The organism is Pseudarthrobacter sp. MDT1-22 (genome assembly GCF_054511035.1).
Genome location: NZ_JBTNDK010000008.1, coordinates 104713 through 120766, shown reverse-complemented (window position 1 = coordinate 120766; position 16054 = coordinate 104713). Strand labels below are relative to the sequence as shown.

General features: G+C 66.5%; 15 protein-coding genes. 7 read left to right on the top strand and 8 right to left on the bottom strand.

The genetic code is table 11. The features are described 5' to 3' along the window. Nucleotides 1–120: 120 nt before the first annotated feature. Nucleotides 121–1245 (bottom strand): tRNA 2-thiouridine(34) synthase MnmA, encoded by a 1125-nt coding sequence (gene mnmA, locus ACX80M_RS08860; RefSeq protein WP_256472968.1) that lies wholly within the window; start codon nt 1243–1245, stop codon nt 121–123. Between the two features lie 207 nt (nt 1246–1452). Here mnmA and ACX80M_RS08855 point away from each other — a divergent pair, with 207 nt between their 5' ends. Continuing rightward, the gene (locus ACX80M_RS08855; protein WP_459309400.1) at nt 1453–2724 is read left to right on the top strand and encodes an NAD(P)/FAD-dependent oxidoreductase; all 1272 of its coding nucleotides are present in this window, start codon (nt 1453–1455) and stop codon (nt 2722–2724) included. Here ACX80M_RS08855 and ACX80M_RS08850 read toward each other — a convergent pair. Next, nucleotides 2700–3932 carry a cysteine desulfurase family protein gene (locus tag ACX80M_RS08850; RefSeq protein ID WP_252598246.1) on the bottom strand — a complete coding sequence of 411 codons (1233 nt, stop codon included), beginning with the start codon at nt 3930–3932 and terminating at the stop codon, nt 2700–2702. The two genes, ACX80M_RS08855 and ACX80M_RS08850, sit on opposite strands and share 25 nt — an antisense overlap. Before the next feature lie 56 nt (nt 3933–3988). Then, nucleotides 3989–4651 carry a helix-turn-helix transcriptional regulator gene (locus tag ACX80M_RS08845; RefSeq protein WP_252598247.1) on the bottom strand — a complete coding sequence of 221 codons (663 nt, stop codon included), beginning with the start codon at nt 4649–4651 and terminating at the stop codon, nt 3989–3991. Nucleotides 4652–4741: 90 nt separating this feature from the next. Here ACX80M_RS08845 and ACX80M_RS08840 point away from each other — a divergent pair, with 90 nt between their 5' ends. Continuing rightward, entirely contained in the window at nt 4742–5170 is a 429-nt protein-coding gene (locus tag ACX80M_RS08840) for a hypothetical protein (RefSeq protein ID WP_252598248.1), read from the top strand. Nucleotides 5171–5179: 9 nt separating this feature from the next. Here ACX80M_RS08840 and ACX80M_RS08835 read toward each other — a convergent pair whose 3' ends face one another. Next, nucleotides 5180–5851 carry a hypothetical protein gene (locus ACX80M_RS08835; RefSeq protein ID WP_308216143.1) on the bottom strand — a complete coding sequence of 224 codons (672 nt, stop codon included), beginning with the start codon at nt 5849–5851 and terminating at the stop codon, nt 5180–5182. Nucleotides 5852–6018: 167 nt separating this feature from the next. Here ACX80M_RS08835 and ACX80M_RS08830 point away from each other — a divergent pair, with 167 nt between their 5' ends. The 4 genes from ACX80M_RS08830 (at nt 6019) to ACX80M_RS08815 (ending at nt 9191) form a co-directional block, all read left to right on the top strand. Continuing rightward, nucleotides 6019–6981 carry a J domain-containing protein gene (locus tag ACX80M_RS08830; protein WP_459309399.1) on the top strand — a complete coding sequence of 321 codons (963 nt, stop codon included), beginning with the start codon at nt 6019–6021 and terminating at the stop codon, nt 6979–6981. 66 nt (nt 6982–7047) lie between these two features. Then, on the top strand, nt 7048–7515 hold the full coding sequence (locus ACX80M_RS08825; protein ID WP_252598250.1) for a tRNA (cytidine(34)-2'-O)-methyltransferase: 468 nt from the start codon (nt 7048–7050) through the stop codon (nt 7513–7515). A gap of 190 nt (nt 7516–7705) precedes the next feature. Continuing rightward, a complete protein-coding gene (locus ACX80M_RS08820) occupies nt 7706–8314 on the top strand; it encodes a sigma-70 family RNA polymerase sigma factor (RefSeq protein ID WP_252598251.1) in 609 nt (202 codons plus the stop codon). 1 nt (nt 8315) lies between these two features. Further along, nucleotides 8316–9191 (top strand): anti-sigma factor, encoded by an 876-nt coding sequence (locus ACX80M_RS08815; RefSeq protein ID WP_252598252.1) that lies wholly within the window; start codon nt 8316–8318, stop codon nt 9189–9191. A 49-nt stretch (nt 9192–9240) separates the two neighbouring features. Here the strand turns inward: ACX80M_RS08815 and ACX80M_RS08810 are convergent, their stop codons facing one another. The 4 genes from ACX80M_RS08810 to ACX80M_RS08795 form a co-directional block, all read right to left on the bottom strand. After that, nucleotides 9241–10020 (bottom strand): PIG-L deacetylase family protein, encoded by a 780-nt coding sequence (locus ACX80M_RS08810; RefSeq protein ID WP_252598253.1) that lies wholly within the window; start codon nt 10018–10020, stop codon nt 9241–9243. 3 nt (nt 10021–10023) lie between these two features. Continuing rightward, on the bottom strand, nt 10024–10977 hold the full coding sequence (locus ACX80M_RS08805; protein WP_252598254.1) for an electron transfer flavoprotein subunit alpha/FixB family protein: 954 nt from the start codon (nt 10975–10977) through the stop codon (nt 10024–10026). Nucleotides 10978–10991: 14 nt separating this feature from the next. After that, on the bottom strand, nt 10992–11792 hold the full coding sequence (locus ACX80M_RS08800; RefSeq protein ID WP_252598646.1) for an electron transfer flavoprotein subunit beta/FixA family protein: 801 nt from the start codon (nt 11790–11792) through the stop codon (nt 10992–10994). Between the two features lie 253 nt (nt 11793–12045). After that, entirely contained in the window at nt 12046–13662 is a 1617-nt protein-coding gene (locus ACX80M_RS08795) for a S1C family serine protease (RefSeq protein WP_459309398.1), read from the bottom strand. A gap of 286 nt (nt 13663–13948) precedes the next feature. On the opposite strand from ACX80M_RS08795, the gene ACX80M_RS08790 reads away from it, so the two are divergent. After that, nucleotides 13949–15997, top strand: a complete 2049-nt coding sequence (locus tag ACX80M_RS08790; RefSeq protein ID WP_252598256.1) for a TPM domain-containing protein — start codon at nt 13949–13951, stop codon at nt 15995–15997. The last annotated feature ends 57 nt before the right edge of the window (nt 15998–16054 follow it).

Genomic DNA, 16054 nt, shown 5'->3' with positions numbered 1-16054 from the left:
TGGCTTGAGCGGGCAGCGCGCTGTCCTGATGCCTAGATTCAACCAGACGCCGGACTCATCAACCGGCTTTTTTGTGAGTTGAGACACAAAATTTACCTGACCGGGGTAAATTGCTCCGCCTCAGAGCTCCGCGCGCTGCAACGACCGGGCAGCGTCGATGGTGGCCTGGCCCAAGACGCGGCTGCCCTGGTAGAGGACCACTGTCTGGCCAGGTGCCACACCGCGCAGCGGATCGGTCAACGTGACCAGCAGCTGGGGTGCACCCTCGCCGGGCAGCATTCGCGCGGTTGCCGGCACGGGGTCTCCGTGGGCGCGGACCTGGGCATAGCAGTCAAACTCGGCGCCCGTTTCGATTTCCGCGATGGGCAGACCAGCCCACGAGACCTTGATGCCGCGGATCTCGTCAATGGCCAGCAGCGCCTGGGGCCCCACCACTACCTTGTTTTCCTTGGGCCGGATCTCCAGGACGAACCTGGGCTTGCCGTCCGCTGCGGGTGTGCCGAGCTTCAGGCCGCGGCGCTGTCCCACGGTGAACGCGTTGGCTCCCGGGTGCTCCCCCACCTTCGAGCCGGTCTCGTCCACAATGTCACCGGTGGTCATGTCGATCTTTTCGGCGAGCCAGCCCGCGGTGTCGCCGTCGGGAATGAAGCAGATGTCGTGGCTGTCGGGCTTGTTGGCCACTGACAGTCCACGGCGCTCGGCCTCGGCCCGCACCTCAGCCTTGGAGGGCGTGTCAGCCAGCGGGAACATGGAGTGCTTGAGCTGCTCGTGGGTCAGGACACCCAGGACGTAGCTCTGATCCTTGGCCCAGTCCGCCGCCCGGTGAAGTTCGGGGTTGCCTTCGGCGTCCTTGATGACCTTGGCGTAATGCCCGGTGCAGACGGCGTCAAAGCCCAGGGCGATGGCCTTCTCCAGCAGGGCGGCAAACTTGATCCGCTCGTTGCAGCGCATGCAGGGATTGGGTGTCCGCCCGGCAGCATACTCATCAATGAAGTCCTGGACCACGTCTTCCTTGAAGCGCTCCGAGAAATCCCAGACGTAATACGGAATGCCCAGCACATCGCAGGCCCGCCACGCATCGCGCGAGTCCTCGATGGTGCAGCAGCCGCGGCTGCCCGTCCGCAGGGTTCCGGGCATCCTGGACAGCGCAAGGTGAACGCCGACGACGTCGTGCCCGGCTTCAACGGCACGTGCTGCGGCAACGGCGGAGTCGACTCCACCGCTCATGGCTGCTAGAACTCGCATGCTGGCTTTCTTTAGGGTTCGGGGGATGCCGGCAGAGGGCGGCTGCCGTTCAACCGGCTGCCGCAGGAATAGCACAATGCCTGCCGCACCAGTCTATCGCCACGCCGAATCCTCCCCAAAAGACCCTTGACCCAGCGGGCCTTCACTTCTAAAGTCAGTATTAACAGTTTTAGACTTCGAGCACGCACCAGCGGGAATCGGACGGACATGGCTGAGGACATTGCGGCCGCGGGGGAAATTGTGATTGCCGGCGGCGGCCTGGCCGGTGCCACCGCTGCCAAGACCCTGCGGGCGGAAGGGTTCGAAGGCCGGGTGACCATCATCGGCGCCGAGCGCCATCACCCCTACTTGCGGCCGCCGCTGTCCAAGGAGTATCTGCTGGGAAAGGCTGACGAGGACGCCGTCCCGGTGGTGCCGCCAGGCTGGTACGCGGAGAACGACGTCGGCCTCCGCCTGGGCGCGCGCGTCACGGACATCCGGCCGGACGCCAGGACGGTGGAACTCGACGACGGCAGCACACTGTCATACGGCTCCCTGCTGCTCGCCACCGGCGCGACGCCCCGCACCCTCCGCGTGCCCGGCAGCGATCTGGCCGGGGTATCCACCTTCCGCACCTTGGACGACAGCCGGCGGTTGCGCAGCAGCCTGGCGGCGGGCGGCAGGAACGTGGTGATGATCGGCTCCGGCTGGATCGGTATGGAACTGGCTGCGGCTGCCGCCACGTACGGCAACAACGTCACGCTCCTCGGACTGGACGAGATCCCCCTGGCCGGGGCCATCGGCCCTGACCTCGGACGGTTCTTCCGCAGACTCCACGAAGCCAACGGCGTGAGCTTCCGGCTTCCTGCCTCAGCGCGGGAAATCACCGGCCACGGCGGCGCTGTCACCGGGGTGGTCACCGATTCCGGAGAGGCGCTCCCTGCGGACATCGTGGTCATCGCCGTCGGCGTGGTTCCCGAGACCGGACTCGCGCAGGCGGCCGGCCTCACCCTGGACAACGGGATCCTCACGGACGCGTCCCTGCAGACCAGCGCGCCCGGTATTTTTGCCGCCGGCGACGTCGCCAACGCCTTGCACCCCTTCACCGGCCAGCACCACCGCAGCGAGCACTGGTCCAATGCCCTGAACGGCGGAAAGGTGGCCGCCAGGGCCATGCTCGGCCAGGATGCAGTCCTGAGCACCATCCCCTACTTCTACACCAATCAGTACGACGTCAGCATGGAGTACTCGGGCTTCCCGGCCCTGGCGGCGGGCGCTGAGCCGGTGATCCGGGGGTCACTGGAGGGCAAGGAGTTCGTCGCGTTCTGGCAGCAGGATTCCAGGGTGATGGCCGGGATGAGCGTCAACTGGCCGCGGAAGCCACAGCCCGGCGCGCAGAAGACCATCAAGGCCCTCATCTCGGCCAGGACCCGAGTCACAGCGGAGCGCCTGGCCGACAGGTCCGTTGGGCTCGATCAGCTCCTGCCGGAGGACGCCTGACGCGCTACCGTTCCCGCAGTCTGGATCGAGGATTCATGTCCGGCCATCCCTGCCTGGCGGGCGCGTTGGTACGCGCCGGGGAGGGCTGCCAGCAAGGCATCCACGTCCGCGTCGGTTGAGGCATGTCCCAGCGTGAAGCGCTGGGCGCCACGGGCTGTCTCCTCGTCCAGCCCCATGGCCAGCAACACGTGGGACGGGCGCGGGACACCGGCCGTGCAGGCGGATCCCGTGGAGGATTCCACCCCCACCAGGTCCAGCAGGAACAGCAGCGAATCACCTTCGCAGCCAGGGAACGTGAAATGCGCGTTGCCGGGCAGCCGACCCTCCCCCGGGGCGCCGCGGAGTGCAGCTTCGGGCACCCGCTGCAGGACGCCGTCGATGAGCCTGTCCCGCAGGGCCGCGATCCTCGCGGACTCGGCGGCAAGCCGTGCGGTGGCGGCCTCGGCGGCAGCAGCGAAGGCGGCGATGGACGCCGTGTCCAGCGTCCCGGAGCGCACGTCGCGTTCCTGGCCGCCGCCGTGCTGCACCGGGGTCAGCTTGACGGCCCGCCCCAGCAGGAGGGCGCCGACTCCCACCGGTCCGCCGATCTTGTGCCCGGAAACGGACATCGCGTCCAGCCCGGAGGCCTTGAAATCAACCGGCAGCGAGCCGAAGGCCTGCACGGCATCCGAATGGACCGGCACCCCGGCGGCGTGCGCCAACTGCACAATCCTGTGCACCGGCTGGATAGTGCCCACTTCATTGTTGGCCCACATGACCGTCACGAGCGCAATGGTCCCGGGGTCCTGGGCCAGCTCGGCGGCGAGGACGTCCAAATCCACCACGCCCCCGCTGTCCACGGGAAGCCACGTGACAATGGCACCCTCGTGCCGCTCCAGCCATTCCACGGTGTCCAGCACGGCATGATGCTCGACGGCGGAGCAGAGGATGCGCCGCCGTGCCGGGTCTTCGCCGGAACGGGCCCAGTACAGGCCCTTGACGGCAAGGTTGTCGGACTCAGTGCCCCCGGACGTAAAGATGACCTCGGAGGGATGGGCGCCGGCCGCTTTCGCGATTGCTTCCCTGGCGTCCTCCACGGAGCGGCGGGCACGCCGGCCCGAGCCGTGCAGGGACGAAGGATTGCCGGTGCGGGCAAGTTCCCGGGTCAGGGCTGCCAGCGCCTCGGCGGAAAGTGGCGTGGTGGCTGCATGATCGAGGTAGACGGGCACGCCTCAATTCTAGCGGCGCCCAGGGCGGCACACCCGCGGCCCCGGCCCATCAGGTGTCAGGGCGGGGTGATCCTGGCGCAGCACTGGCCAGGCTCGCTGTTCGGCGCTATACGTTCCTCCGGCTCCCCGCACGCCGCAGCCGCGCCCTGCAGAAATGATCCGTTCATGGCGCAGACGACTTCCGGGTGCCCGTCCGAGAGCCGATGGAACGGGCAGTTCACCAGCACAAAGCCGCCGGTGCCGTCAGGCCTGGGCTCGTAGCCCTCCCCCGCCATGAAGTCCGTCAGGCTTGCGGCGCCGGCGGCCATCGCCTTGCCCTTGCCGTACGACGCGGCCAGCAGGGAATTGCCCACGGCTCCGCCGGTCGCTGTGGAGTGCTCGATCGCTGCGACCAGCAGCTCAGCGGCGAGGTCATAGTTGCGGTCCGGCACGGAAGCGCCGACCTCACTCGTTGATTGCCGGTACATCTTCGCCGGCCGCCCGGAGCCAGGACCTGACTTCCCGGCGGCCTTGTGGAATTCCACCGCCAGGAGTCCGTCCTGGACCAGCCTGTCAAGGTGGAAGGACGCAGTGCTTCTTGGCAGGCCGAGGGCCAGCGCAGCCTCATCGCGCCCGACTGCGGCATCGGAAGCGGCAACCAGTTCAAAAAGCTCCCGGCGCTTGTCGTCGCCCAAGGAAGCCACGGCCGCCATGCGGCGGCCCCACGGAAGTCTGCGCACCCTGTACCCCTAACTCTAAAAACAACATCCATTGCTTAATGGTGCTAATTTTTCTAAAATAATCATACCTACTTTTAGAAGGAGTCCACCATGACAACCAACGCGAAAATCACCGAAGGCAGTCGGCTACAGGCTATGGCACCGGACAGGCAGGCCTTCTTCCTGCTGCGCACCGTGTTCACCGTCGCACCGATTCTCTTCGGGCTGGACAAGTTCACCAACACCCTGACCGACTGGACCATATACCTCGCGCCGGTTGCCACCTCCGTGGTGCCCGTGTCGGCGCAGAGCTTCATGTACATCGTCGGCGTCGTGGAGATCGCCGCCGGTATTGCAGTGGCCGTCCGGCCCCGGTTCGGTTCCCTGCTGGTCGCCGTCTGGCTGCTGGGCATCATCATCAACCTACTGGTCCTGGGCAGCTTCTACGACGTTGCCTTACGGGACTTCGGCCTGCTCGTGGGCGCGCTGGCCCTGAACCGCCTTTCCCCCGCCGGGTCCTGGCGCAGGCATGGTAAGTAACCGACACCGCTAGTTCGACGGCGGAACCAACAGGAGGCGTTCTGCGATGTAGGCCCGGGCGGCTGCCAGTGTGGCATCGTCCGGGCAGGCCACCGAAATGTAGACCGACGATGCCGCAGTGCCGAACACCCGGGCCATAACGGCCGTGGGCCTGACGCCCGCTTGGCCGGGTTTCTCCAGGGCCAGCACCTCAGCCGATGGCCCCGGCTTGCCAACCTCACCGCCCCACCGCAGCGTCGCTGTCTTCAGATAGCCGGGCAGGATGGTCGGGTCCAGGTACGTGAAGAGGCCAACAGTCGACTCCTTGTCGTCCTGAAGCGCCAGCGGTGCCTGGTTGGTGCGGACCTTGGCCGCCACCAGACAGCCATCGGACTTCACGAATTGACTCTCGCCGGCCACGTTCTCCTTGACCTGCTGCCAGCCGGGTGCATCCTTGAGTCCGTCCGAGATCCCCACGGGGACCCCGGCGGCCAGGGAACCGCCAGCGGAGAACGGCATGTCCTTTGCGGCCACCGCTTCTGCGTCATGGCCCGGGGTGATGGTAGGGGTGGCCAGGGCGGTGACGGTTGGCGCCACTTTCGGGGCGGCCGGATCGGGAACGTCTACACTGCAGCCTCCCATTGCTGTCACGCCGAGCAGCGCCCCCGCCACGAGTACAGCCGCCTGCGCCTTCACGTCCACCCCAATATGTTCGCCCGGACGGCCCGCCTGCCGTCATCCTCAAAGAGTCTAGACGCCGGGCCGCGGGAACCACTGAGGCGTGCGCAGACGTTGTGTGGGCAGGCCGTAAACTGGGGCCCACCGGGCTGCATGCCGTGGACTGGCCAGCGAAGAAAAGGGATGAGTGCTTGACCGAGAGCAGCAACTCCTACTACGAGGTGCTCCGTGTCGCCGTGACGGCCACCGACAAGGAGATCAAGGTGGCCTACCGCCGGGCCGCGCGGAAGGCCCATCCTGACCATGGCGGGGACGCCGCTGCTTTCCGGCGAGTGACGGCAGCATACGAAACCCTCATAGACCCCACGCGCCGGAAGGCCTACGACCGCTCGTACGCCGCGGGAACCGCCCGCAACACCGACGATTCCGCCGCAGGGCCGCACTTTGATGCGCCGGCGGCGGGCAGCCATGCCTCGGCCACAGTGCACAGAACCACCACGCCGCGGAACACCGCAGGCGACCCGCCCCTTTATGTCCCGCCCTACGATGCCGCGGCTTTCGAGGCGTCCGGCACGGTGCCGCTCATCCCGTTCGCCCAGGCCAGCCAGCAGGTCCACGGGATGCCGCGCAAACGGGGTATTTTTGGCGCCGAGGCCCGAATCCAGCGCGAACTGCGCACGGTGCAGCTCATCACCCGCCAGGTTCTGCCTGCGATTCCTGCGACCCGGCTGGTCAACGGCCTGCAGTCCCCGGCCGATAACAGCCACATCGACCACGCACTCCTGTCCGGCTACCGGCTGGCGCTGATCGGGTCCATGCTGCTGCCAAAGGGCGCCTACGCCTGGGACGGGCAAACCCTGAGGCACGGCGGACGTTCCATCGCGCCGCCGCAACTGGCCCACGTTGTCCGGGCCATGCAGGACATCTTCCCGGAACTGAACGTCACCGGCTGGACAGTCATCCACAGCGCCGACGGCAACCTCCACGAACCCGTCATCGACCGCCACCGGCGAACAGCCGGCACCTCCGAAACCATCCAGGTGGTGAACGCGGCAGGCCTGGTCCGCGGCCTCAAGCACTTCCTCTCCTCCGGCCCCACACCCAACACCGTCAATGTGTCCGTGCTGGCCAGGCTGCTTCGCGGCATGCACTGAACCGCTGCATGCGCTGGGAAGCGGGCACTGAACCGTTGACCCGGATTGGTTGACTAGGATTGGACCGTGTTCCGAATCCTCTTCCATGCCCCCGAAATCCCCGGCAACACCGGCAATGCGATCAGGCTGGCAGCCATAACCGGCGCCCAACTGCACCTGGTGGAACCCCTCGGCTTTGATTTCTCCGATGCCAAGCTCCGGCGCGCCGGCCTGGACTACCACGACCTCGCCGTCGTCACCGTCCACAAAAGCATCGAGGACGCCTGGCGCGAACTGCAGCCGGAGCGTGTGTACGCCTTCACCTCGGACGGCACCGCCAGCTACGCGGACATCGCCTACCGCCCCGGCGATGTGCTGATGTTCGGCCAGGAATCGGTAGGCCTGCCTGAGCACCTTAAGAGCGATCCGCATGTCACGTCCACGGTGCGGCTCCCCATGCTTCCGTCCCTGCGTTCCCTGAACCTGGCCAACGCAGCGTCCATTGCCGTCTACGAGGCCTGGCGCCAACAGGGATTTTCCGGCGCCCAGATCTGAGCGCCCGCTGCCCATCCGGACGGCTGCCGGCACCGAATAACTCCTGACAGCAATTCCAGGGCGAGGAAGGAGCGGGCAGGTGACACTGCTAGCGACGAGGCGGGCGGCGCCGTCGGCTCTCCCCTTTCCCCGGGGCAGCACCGGCCGCGATGCTCAGGTTTCACCGCCGGGCGACTTATGCTGGGTAGTGATGGAAACTCCCAACGCGCCAAACTCCGAGGCCCCGGCCGCAGTTACAAACTCACCGGCGGATCTCGGCAAGCGCTTGGCCGGGCTGCTCGCCCGCATAGCCGGCGGCGACCAGGCCGCGTTTGCCGAGTTCTACCAACTGACATCGCGCAGGGTGTTCGGCATGGCGCGGCGGGTCCTCATCGATCCCGAACTCAGCGAAGACACCACGCAGGAGGTTTTCCTCCAGGTATGGCAGAACGCCGCAAAGTTCAACCCGGAAGCAGGAAGCCCGCTCTCGTGGCTGATGACCATTTCGCACCGCCGGGCCGTGGACAAGGTCCGTTCCTCGCAGTCGGCCACCGACCGTGAGGCCAAGTACGGCGCCAGCAGCCAGGACGTGGACCACGACTCCGTCTCCACCGAGGTGGACAGCAGGCTGGAGGCCGAGGCGGTGGTCCGGTGCCTGGAAACGCTGACCGATACACAACAGGAATCCGTGCGGCTGGCCTACTACGGCGGCCTCACGTACCGCGAAGTCGCGGAGAAGCTAAACGCAGCAGTACCCACTATCAAGTCCCGCATCCGCGACGGACTGATCCGCTTGAAGACCTGTCTGGGGGTGAGTTGAGATGACAGAAATGAATAGTCAGGGAGGCACCCGCCGTCCCGGCTCGTTCGGAACTGAGATCGCCGCCGACCTGGAATCCGGGCGGGCCGTGGATCTCGCCGAGCTCTATGCCCTGGACGCGATCAGCGATGCTGAACGCGCCACCATTGACCGCTACATCTCCGCCGCCCCCGACGCCGAGCGCAGCGCCTTCCTTGAGCGTGTCCGCCAGGACAGGGAGACCCTCGCGGCGTCCTTTACGGCTGAGGCGGAACCTCCCGCGGATCTTTTCGCACGAATCGTGTCCCAGTTGCCGTCCCTCGCGCAGCTGCCTGCCGATGGGCCAATAACAGTCGTGGCTCCCGCCACCACGGCCATGCCGGCCGAGCAGTCGTCTGCAGAAGCCCTGGATGAGCTCGCCGCCGCCAGGGTCCGCCGGGAAGAACGGCGCCGGCCTGCCGGCGCCCGCCGCTGGCTCACCGCGGTGGCAGCCGCCGCCGTGATCGCCCTCGGTGGCGTGGGCGTGGGTGCCTACATTGCTGACCAGAACGATCCCCTGAACCAGGTGGTCCGGGCTGGCGACGTGCGCGAAGCATCCGTACCTGTCTCCGCCGGCGGCACCGCCACGGTGCTGATTTCGTCGTCGAAGGATGCCGTGGTGGTCAAGATGAACGGTGTGCCCGCGCCGCCTGCCGGCAAGGTCTACCAGATGTGGCTGATCCCGAAGGACGGCTCGGCACCGGTTTCCCAGGGCCTGATGGACGAAGCAGCCCTGTCGAAGCCTGCTGTAGTGAAGGGCATTGCATCCGCCGCAGCGCTTGGCATCACCGTGGAGCCCGTGGGTGGTTCGGCCACGCCGACGTTCCCCACCGTGGCTGCCGCACCGCTGGGCGCCTGAGCCCGGGGGCGGCTGCGCCAGAGGCCGGCCGCCCCAGCCGCCGGCGGTCCTAGAAGCCGGCGATGGTCCCCGGGCCGTTGACGGCGACCACATGGAAGGCTTCGGCGCTGCGGCCCTCGGCGAACCCCGCACGCCGGGCATTCACGTGCATGCCATTCCGCACCGCAGATTCCATGGCGCCGACGTCGGGATGCTGGCTCACATGCACGTGGATCGCCTCAAGCTTGGCGGCCACATGGTCGGTGACGTCCACAAAATGGTTATCCCGCTCGTCCGGCCCGGCGTAGAGCCACAGCCACGGCAGCTTGTACGCGGCGAGGCCTGCCTCAGCCAGTTCCGGATAGGCGAACGGGTTTTCGACTGCAGGGTAGACGGCCCGGGTCACGGCCTCACCCACGGCAAGGTGGTCCGGGTGGCTCTTCTGCAGGCGGCTCCAGTTCCGTTCCGGATGCATGGCAAGCACGACGTCGGGACGGATTTCCCGGATCAGCTTCACCACACCTTTCATCACCTCGTGCGTCGGTTCGAGGTAGCCGTCGCGCTCATGGAGGTAGCGGAGGTCAGTCACGCCCACGAGTTCGGCGGCCCGGCGCTGCTCGGCCGCCCTGAGGGCGATGATCTCCGCCCGGTGCGCCGGGTCGAAGCCGCCGGCGTCGCCGTCGGTCATGATGCAGTAGCTGACCTGGATGCCGGCGGCCGTCCAGGCGGCGATGGTGCCGGCCGCACCGAAGTCAATGTCGTCCGGGTGGGCGGCGAAACAGAGCACCCGCCCAACCCGGTGGATGTCCGGGTTGAACGGGCTCTGTGCTGAGGCAGCGGAGTGGGCCAAGGGTCAGCCTTTTCGCTTCTTGATTTCTTCGGTGGCCTGCGGAAGGACGTCGAAGAGGTCCCCGATGATGCCAAAATCGGCGATTTCGAAGATTGGTGACTCGGCGTCTTTGTTCACGGCCACGATGACCTTTGCTGTCTGCATCCCGGCTTTCTGCTGGATGGCACCGGAAATTCCTGCCGAGATGTAGAGCTGGGGCGACACGGTTTTGCCGGTCTGGCCTACCTGGGCGTCGTGGCTGATCCAGCCGGCGTCCGTGGCCGCACGGGAGGCGCCGACGGCAGCTCCGAGGGCGTCGGCAAGCTGCTCCACCGGGCCGAAGTCGCCGTCCACTCCGCGTCCGCCGGCCACCACGATGCGGGCGTCCGACAGATCCGGGCGTCCACTGGCCGCCTTCTGTTCGCGGGCGGTGATGCGGGCTGCCGTGGCCGTGCCGTCCGCCGGCACTTCGACGGTGGACGTCTCCGGGGCGGAAGCCACGGAGGCCGGCTCCGGCGTGACGTTGTTGGCCTTCACCGTCAGCACGGAAACCGCCGTGGTGGCCCTGGCAGAAGTGGTGTAGGACCCCGCGAGGACCGACTTGTGGGCTGTACCGTCGGCGTCGACCGCCACAACATCGGTGATGACGCCGGCGTTGAGCCGGATGCCGAGCCGCGCCGCGATCTCTTTGCCTTCGGGCGAGTTGTCCAGGAGGACCGTGCCGGCACTGGCGGCACCCGCGGCGGCCGCGAGATAGGCTGCCTTCGCCGAGACAAGGTAGTCATCCAGGTCCTGGGCGGAGGGCCGGAAAACGGCGGTGACGCCGTATTCGGCGAGCGTGGCCGAAACATCCTGGTGCAGATCGCCGTTCACGGCAACAGCGGTCTCTCCCAGGGAACGTCCCAGGGTGAGCAGTTCGAGGGTGCTCTTCTTCAGGGCATCGCCGGGGTTGTCAATGAATACGAGTACGTTTGCCATGTCTGTGATCCCTCTTAGAGCAGCTTCTGGGCGGCCAGGAAGTCGACGAGCTTGATGCCGGCGTCGCCTTCGTCGGTGATGATGGTTCCGGCGGTGCGCGGCGGGCGTTCCTCGGCAGCGGTCACTGTGGTCCACGATCCGGCGTGGCCCACGTGCGCGGGATCGACTCCGATGTCGGACAGCGAAAGCGTGGTGATGCTCTTGCGCTTGGCCGCGATGATGCCCTTGAAGTTGGGGTAGCGCGGCTCGTTGATCTGGTCCGTCACGGAGACCACTGCGGGCAGCGAAGCTTCGACGGTCTCCGAGTAGGTGTCGGCGTCGCGGCGCGCGGTGAGCCGGCCGCCGTCGACCGTCAGCGAGGACGCGAAGGTGACCTGCGGCAGACCGAGGCGCTCGGCGAGCTGGGCCGGGACCAGGGACGTTTCGCCGTCGGTGGACGCCATGCCCGTGAGGACAAGGTCCACCGGAGCGCCGGTGCCAATATGGCGGATGGCGGCCGCGAGCGCGAGCGAAGTGGCGGCGGCGTCTGAGCCCGCCAGGGCACTGTCCGTGAGGTGCACACCTTCGGTGGCGCCCATCTGGAGTGACTTCTTCACCGCGTTCACGGCACCGGACGCGCCCATGCTCAGCGCAATGACCTGGTTGCCGGCCTTGGCGCCACCGCGGGCCTCAGCCAGCTGCAAAGCCGCCTCCAGCGCGTATTCGTCCAGCTCGGAAAGGATGCTTTCGTTACGGTCCGTAGTGTAGCCCTCGCCGGTGAGGTGTCGGTCGAACTGTGCGTCCGGTACATGCTTGACCAGGACGATGATCTTCAATGTCTCTTCCACTGTATTTACAGCAGCCTTCCATGCTTGTGGACAGCCAGCCGGATGGGGTCATGGCCTCGGAACGCCCGGGGTACGGGTAGATCCTAGCTAACCATATAGCCGTCCCCCGTTGCCGTCCCGTTAACGCCTGTGTCACGGCCCTGCCCGGGCGCACGGGAACGCGGACGACGGCGGCGGCGGTCACCTTTGGTGACCTCCGCCGTCGTCGTGGATTGTTTGCCGTGCGCTCTGCTGTTCAGGCCTACTGGTCCGCCGCGGTGCCGAGCGTGACGTCCAGCGTCTGCTCCTGGCCGTTGCGCAGGACGGTGAGCTTGACGGTGGAGCCGCCGGCCTGCTCACGGACGGCCGCTGTGAGCTGGTTAGGCTCGCTGATGACCAGGTCGTTGAACTTGATCACCACATCGCCCACCTTTATACCGGCCTTTGCGGCAGCTGAATTCGGCTCTACCGTTGCCACGTCGGCACCTACGGAGAAGCCCGAGGACGAGCTGCTGGACGACTTTTCCTTGACGCTGACACCCAACTGGCCGTGGGAGGCCTTGCCGGTATCAATGATCTCCTGTGCCACCCGTTTTGCGTGGTTGATGGGGATGCTGAAGCCCACTCCGATATTTCCGCCGGTGGTCGAAGAATCGGAGCCGGCGGACGCGATGGCGACGTTGACGCCGATGATCTCTCCCTTGCTGTTGACCAGCGCTCCGCCGGAGTTGCCGGGGTTGATGGCGGCATCAGTCTGGATCACGTTGATGGAGATGGAACCCTGGTTGGCGGTGCTTTGGCCTTGGCCACCGTTTGGCGGGGCGAACTGGAAGCCCTGATCGCCGCCCTGGGAAGTGTCGCCTTCCTTCGGTGCCGCCGAGGACGCAACACTGATGGTCCGGTTCAGGGTTGAGACGATGCCGTCAGTGACTGTTCCGGTCAGGCCAAGTGGGGAGCCGATGGCGATGGCCGTGTCGCCGACGTTGAGCTTGCCCGAGTCACCGAGCGTGGCTGCGGTCAGCCCGGACGCGTCGTCCACCTTGATGACGGCAAGGTCAGAGAGGGGGTCAGTGCCCACCAGTGTGGCCTTGAGGACCTTGCCCGCGCTGGTCCGGACCTCCAGGGCTGCGTTGGCGCTCTGGCCATCGAGCGTCACCACGTGGGTGTTGGTCAGGATGTGCCCTTCGTTGTCCATAACGATGCCGGAGCCTGTGCCGCCCGAACTGCCGCTCGTGGCACTGATGGTCACCACGCTGGGCGACGCCTTGAGCGCCGCGGCCGTGATGGCGTTGACGTCGTCCTTGTTGTTAACAATCACGGTCTCAGACTGGCTGCCGCTGCTCGCGGCCGACGGCGAGCCATTGTTGAATAGGTTGCCCGAACCGACCGTGGCCACGCCACCACCCACAAGGCCTGCGGCCAGGATGCTTGCCACCAGGGTCCCGACGCCGAAGGAGGCTTTCCTGCGGGGCGCGTCGGCCGGGTTCGGGGCAGCGTTGTACTGGCCCGGGGAGTACTGGCCTGTTCCGTACTGACCCGGGTTGTGCTGACCCGGGTTGTGCTGACCCGGGTTGTGCTGACCCGCAGAGCCGCCGGGCGCTGCCGAATGCGCCCCGTGCTGGGCGTACTCGTGGCCGGGAGCCTGCTGGCCCGGCGTTTGCTGGCCGTATAAGGGCTCGCGGGGAGGAAAAACCGGACGGGGTGCACCCGGCAGCGGCTGGGTGGGGTTGTCGGGTGCCCCGGATCGGTCCAGCTGCTCGGTCGTATTAGCCTGACCGACAGCGTCACTGCGGACCTCCGCAGGGTTCTGGTCCGCATTCCGGTTCTCATCCGGATTGCGGTTCTCCGGCGCTGCACCCTGGGTTGGGTTCTCAGTCATTGGACTTCCTTTCATCCTCGTCTGCATTAACTATGTACCGTCTGGCTGGAACTGGGACGAACGTTGGCTGGGAGGTTGCTGGGAGACCGAATTCCGCTGCCAACAGGCACTTCCAAGGGTTTCGCTGGTGGCATATTCGCCGCTGTGGACGCACCAAGAGGTGCACCATAGAATCAAAAGGAAATGCCACAGCGACCTGCGGCTTTACACCACGCGTGGGGGCGCTGCTGCATTCTGAGACGCTTATTCGTCCCGAATCGGTGTCAGGCGTGCTGAAGGGTTGCACATGCGGTCAAAGTTCAAACGTATCCTCGCCGTGATCGGCCTGACCGGGCTGCTAGCGGTTCCTGCCGGCGCGGCCTGGGCTGAAGACCCGGTGACCATCCCACCCGGAACCAACATTGTGGACAACGCCAAGGTTCTCGGCGGACGCAGTGGCGAGGTCCAGGAAGCCATCCAGAAGCTCCTGAAGGACCACAAGTACAACCTCTATGTGGTGACCGTGGACACGTTCACCAACCCAACCGTTCCAGCTGACTGGGCCGCGGCCGTTGCGACGAACAAGGGCATGGGCAGGTCCGACGCCGTCCTGGCGATAGCCAAGGATGACGGCAAATTCAGCTTCGTCCTGAACTCTGCCAGCCCTATCAAGTCCAAACAGGGAGCCATCAGCCAGAACGCCGTCACAGCCAACCTGGCTGGCGGCAAGAGGGACTTCGCCCAGGCTGCCATTGACACCGCTGGAGCCATCGGGGATGCGGCAGGCGGCGGCAGCGGCAATGTCCCCTCGGGTGATGGCGCCGGGGCTGCGGTCCTGGTAGGAACGGGTATTGCAGTTGCCGGTGGGGCCGGCGCGTACCTTTACTTCCGCAACAAGCGCAAAAAGGCAGCCTTGGCATCCAGCGCCAGCTACGGTCCCCAGGGTGCCGAGCTCGATCCGCTGGCTTCGCTCAGCATCGAGGAACTCCGGCGCAAGAGCGGTTCCCTCATCATCGAGGCCGACGACGCTATCAAGTCCAGCGAACAGGAACTCGGCTTCGCGGAGGCCCAGTATGGCGATGCCGCGGTGGGGAACTTCACCAAGGCCCTGGCCGAGGCCAAAGCCCACATGTCCGAATCCTTCAAGCTCCAGCAGCAGCTTGACGACCACATCCCGGATACCGAAGAACAGCAGCGCAGTTGGCTCGGCGAGATCATCCGCCGTTCAGAGGCAGCGCTCGGCTCGCTCCAGGAGCAGAAGGCCGACTTCGACTCGCTCCGGGAGCTCGAGAAGAACGCCCCGCAGGCACTGGCAGCCATCAGCGCCGGAGCCCACGAAGCCGATGCCAAGATCGCCAGCGCCGAACAGTCACTGACGGCCTTGCGCGCCAAGTACGCGGACAGCGCTCTGGTGCAGGTCGCTGACAACATCACCCAGGCCAAGGAACGGCTGGCTTTTGTGCAGAATGCCACGGCCACCGCCCAGGAGAAGCTCACCGCAGGCGAGGGTAGCCTCGCCGCGGTCGCCGTGCGGGCATCTGAAGAGAGCCTGCACCAGACCAACGTTCTGCTGGACGCCATCGCCAAGGTGTCCACCAGCCTGGACGAGGCCCGCAATGGGCTGGAGGCGGCCGTCGTTGAAACCTCCCAGGACCTCGCGCAGGCGAAGGCCATGATCCAGTCCGGCGAACACCCCGAACTGGCTGGCCCGGTTGCCGGTGTTGAAGCCGCTCTGGGCCAGGTCAAGGCCGAAATCCAGGGCGGAAAGATCGATCCCATCGCCACCCTGCAGCGCGTTGAAACAGCGCACCAGGCCCTGGACCAGTCCCTCACCGGCATCCGGAACCAGCAGGACCAGGCCCGCCGTGCCCAGGCGTCGCTGCAGCAGACCATCATGTCGGCGCAGGCGCAGATCAGTGCCACGTCGGACTACATCACCGCCCGCCGCGGCGGCGTAGGCACCGAGGCCCGCACGCGGCTCGCCGAGTCCCAGCGCAACCTCGACTACGCGCTGTCCATCTCCCGCAACGATCCGGTTACTGCCCTCACATACGCCCAGCAGGCCCACGCCCTCGCGGCCCAGGCAGCGCAGCTGGCCCAGGCAGACGTCGACAACTTTGGTGGCTACGCCAACCAGGGGTTCGGCGGCGGTGGCATGTTCGGCGGGCGCGGCGGAGGCGGTGGCGGCCTCGGTGGCGCCATCCTTGGCGGTATCCTCATCAACTCCATCCTCAACGGCGGCAGCGGCGGAGGCTGGGGCGGAGGCCACAGCGATGGTGGCGGCTGGGGCGGTGACTCCGGGGGAGGGGACTTCGGCGGAGGAGATTTCGGCGGCGGAGACTCGGGAAGTTTCTGATCCGACAAAGCTAGGCGCCAACAGGAACCAACCTGCAGGCGAAAAGAAGCGGTACAA

Coding starts and splice junctions, on each gene's coding strand:
- ACX80M_RS08820 (WP_252598251.1), top strand. CDS start 7,706: ATGGAAACTCCCAACGCGCCAAACTCCGAGGCCCCGGCCGCAGTTACA.
- ACX80M_RS08795 (WP_459309398.1), bottom strand. CDS start 13,662: ATGACTGAGAACCCAACCCAGGGTGCAGCGCCGGAGAACCGCAATCCG.
- ACX80M_RS08805 (WP_252598254.1), bottom strand. CDS start 10,977: ATGGCAAACGTACTCGTATTCATTGACAACCCCGGCGATGCCCTGAAG.
- mnmA (WP_256472968.1), bottom strand. CDS start 1,245: ATGCGAGTTCTAGCAGCCATGAGCGGTGGAGTCGACTCCGCCGTTGCC.
- ACX80M_RS08855 (WP_459309400.1), top strand. CDS start 1,453: ATGGCTGAGGACATTGCGGCCGCGGGGGAAATTGTGATTGCCGGCGGC.
- ACX80M_RS08790 (WP_252598256.1), top strand. CDS start 13,949: ATGCGGTCAAAGTTCAAACGTATCCTCGCCGTGATCGGCCTGACCGGG.
- ACX80M_RS08840 (WP_252598248.1), top strand. CDS start 4,742: ATGACAACCAACGCGAAAATCACCGAAGGCAGTCGGCTACAGGCTATG.
- ACX80M_RS08815 (WP_252598252.1), top strand. CDS start 8,316: ATGACAGAAATGAATAGTCAGGGAGGCACCCGCCGTCCCGGCTCGTTC.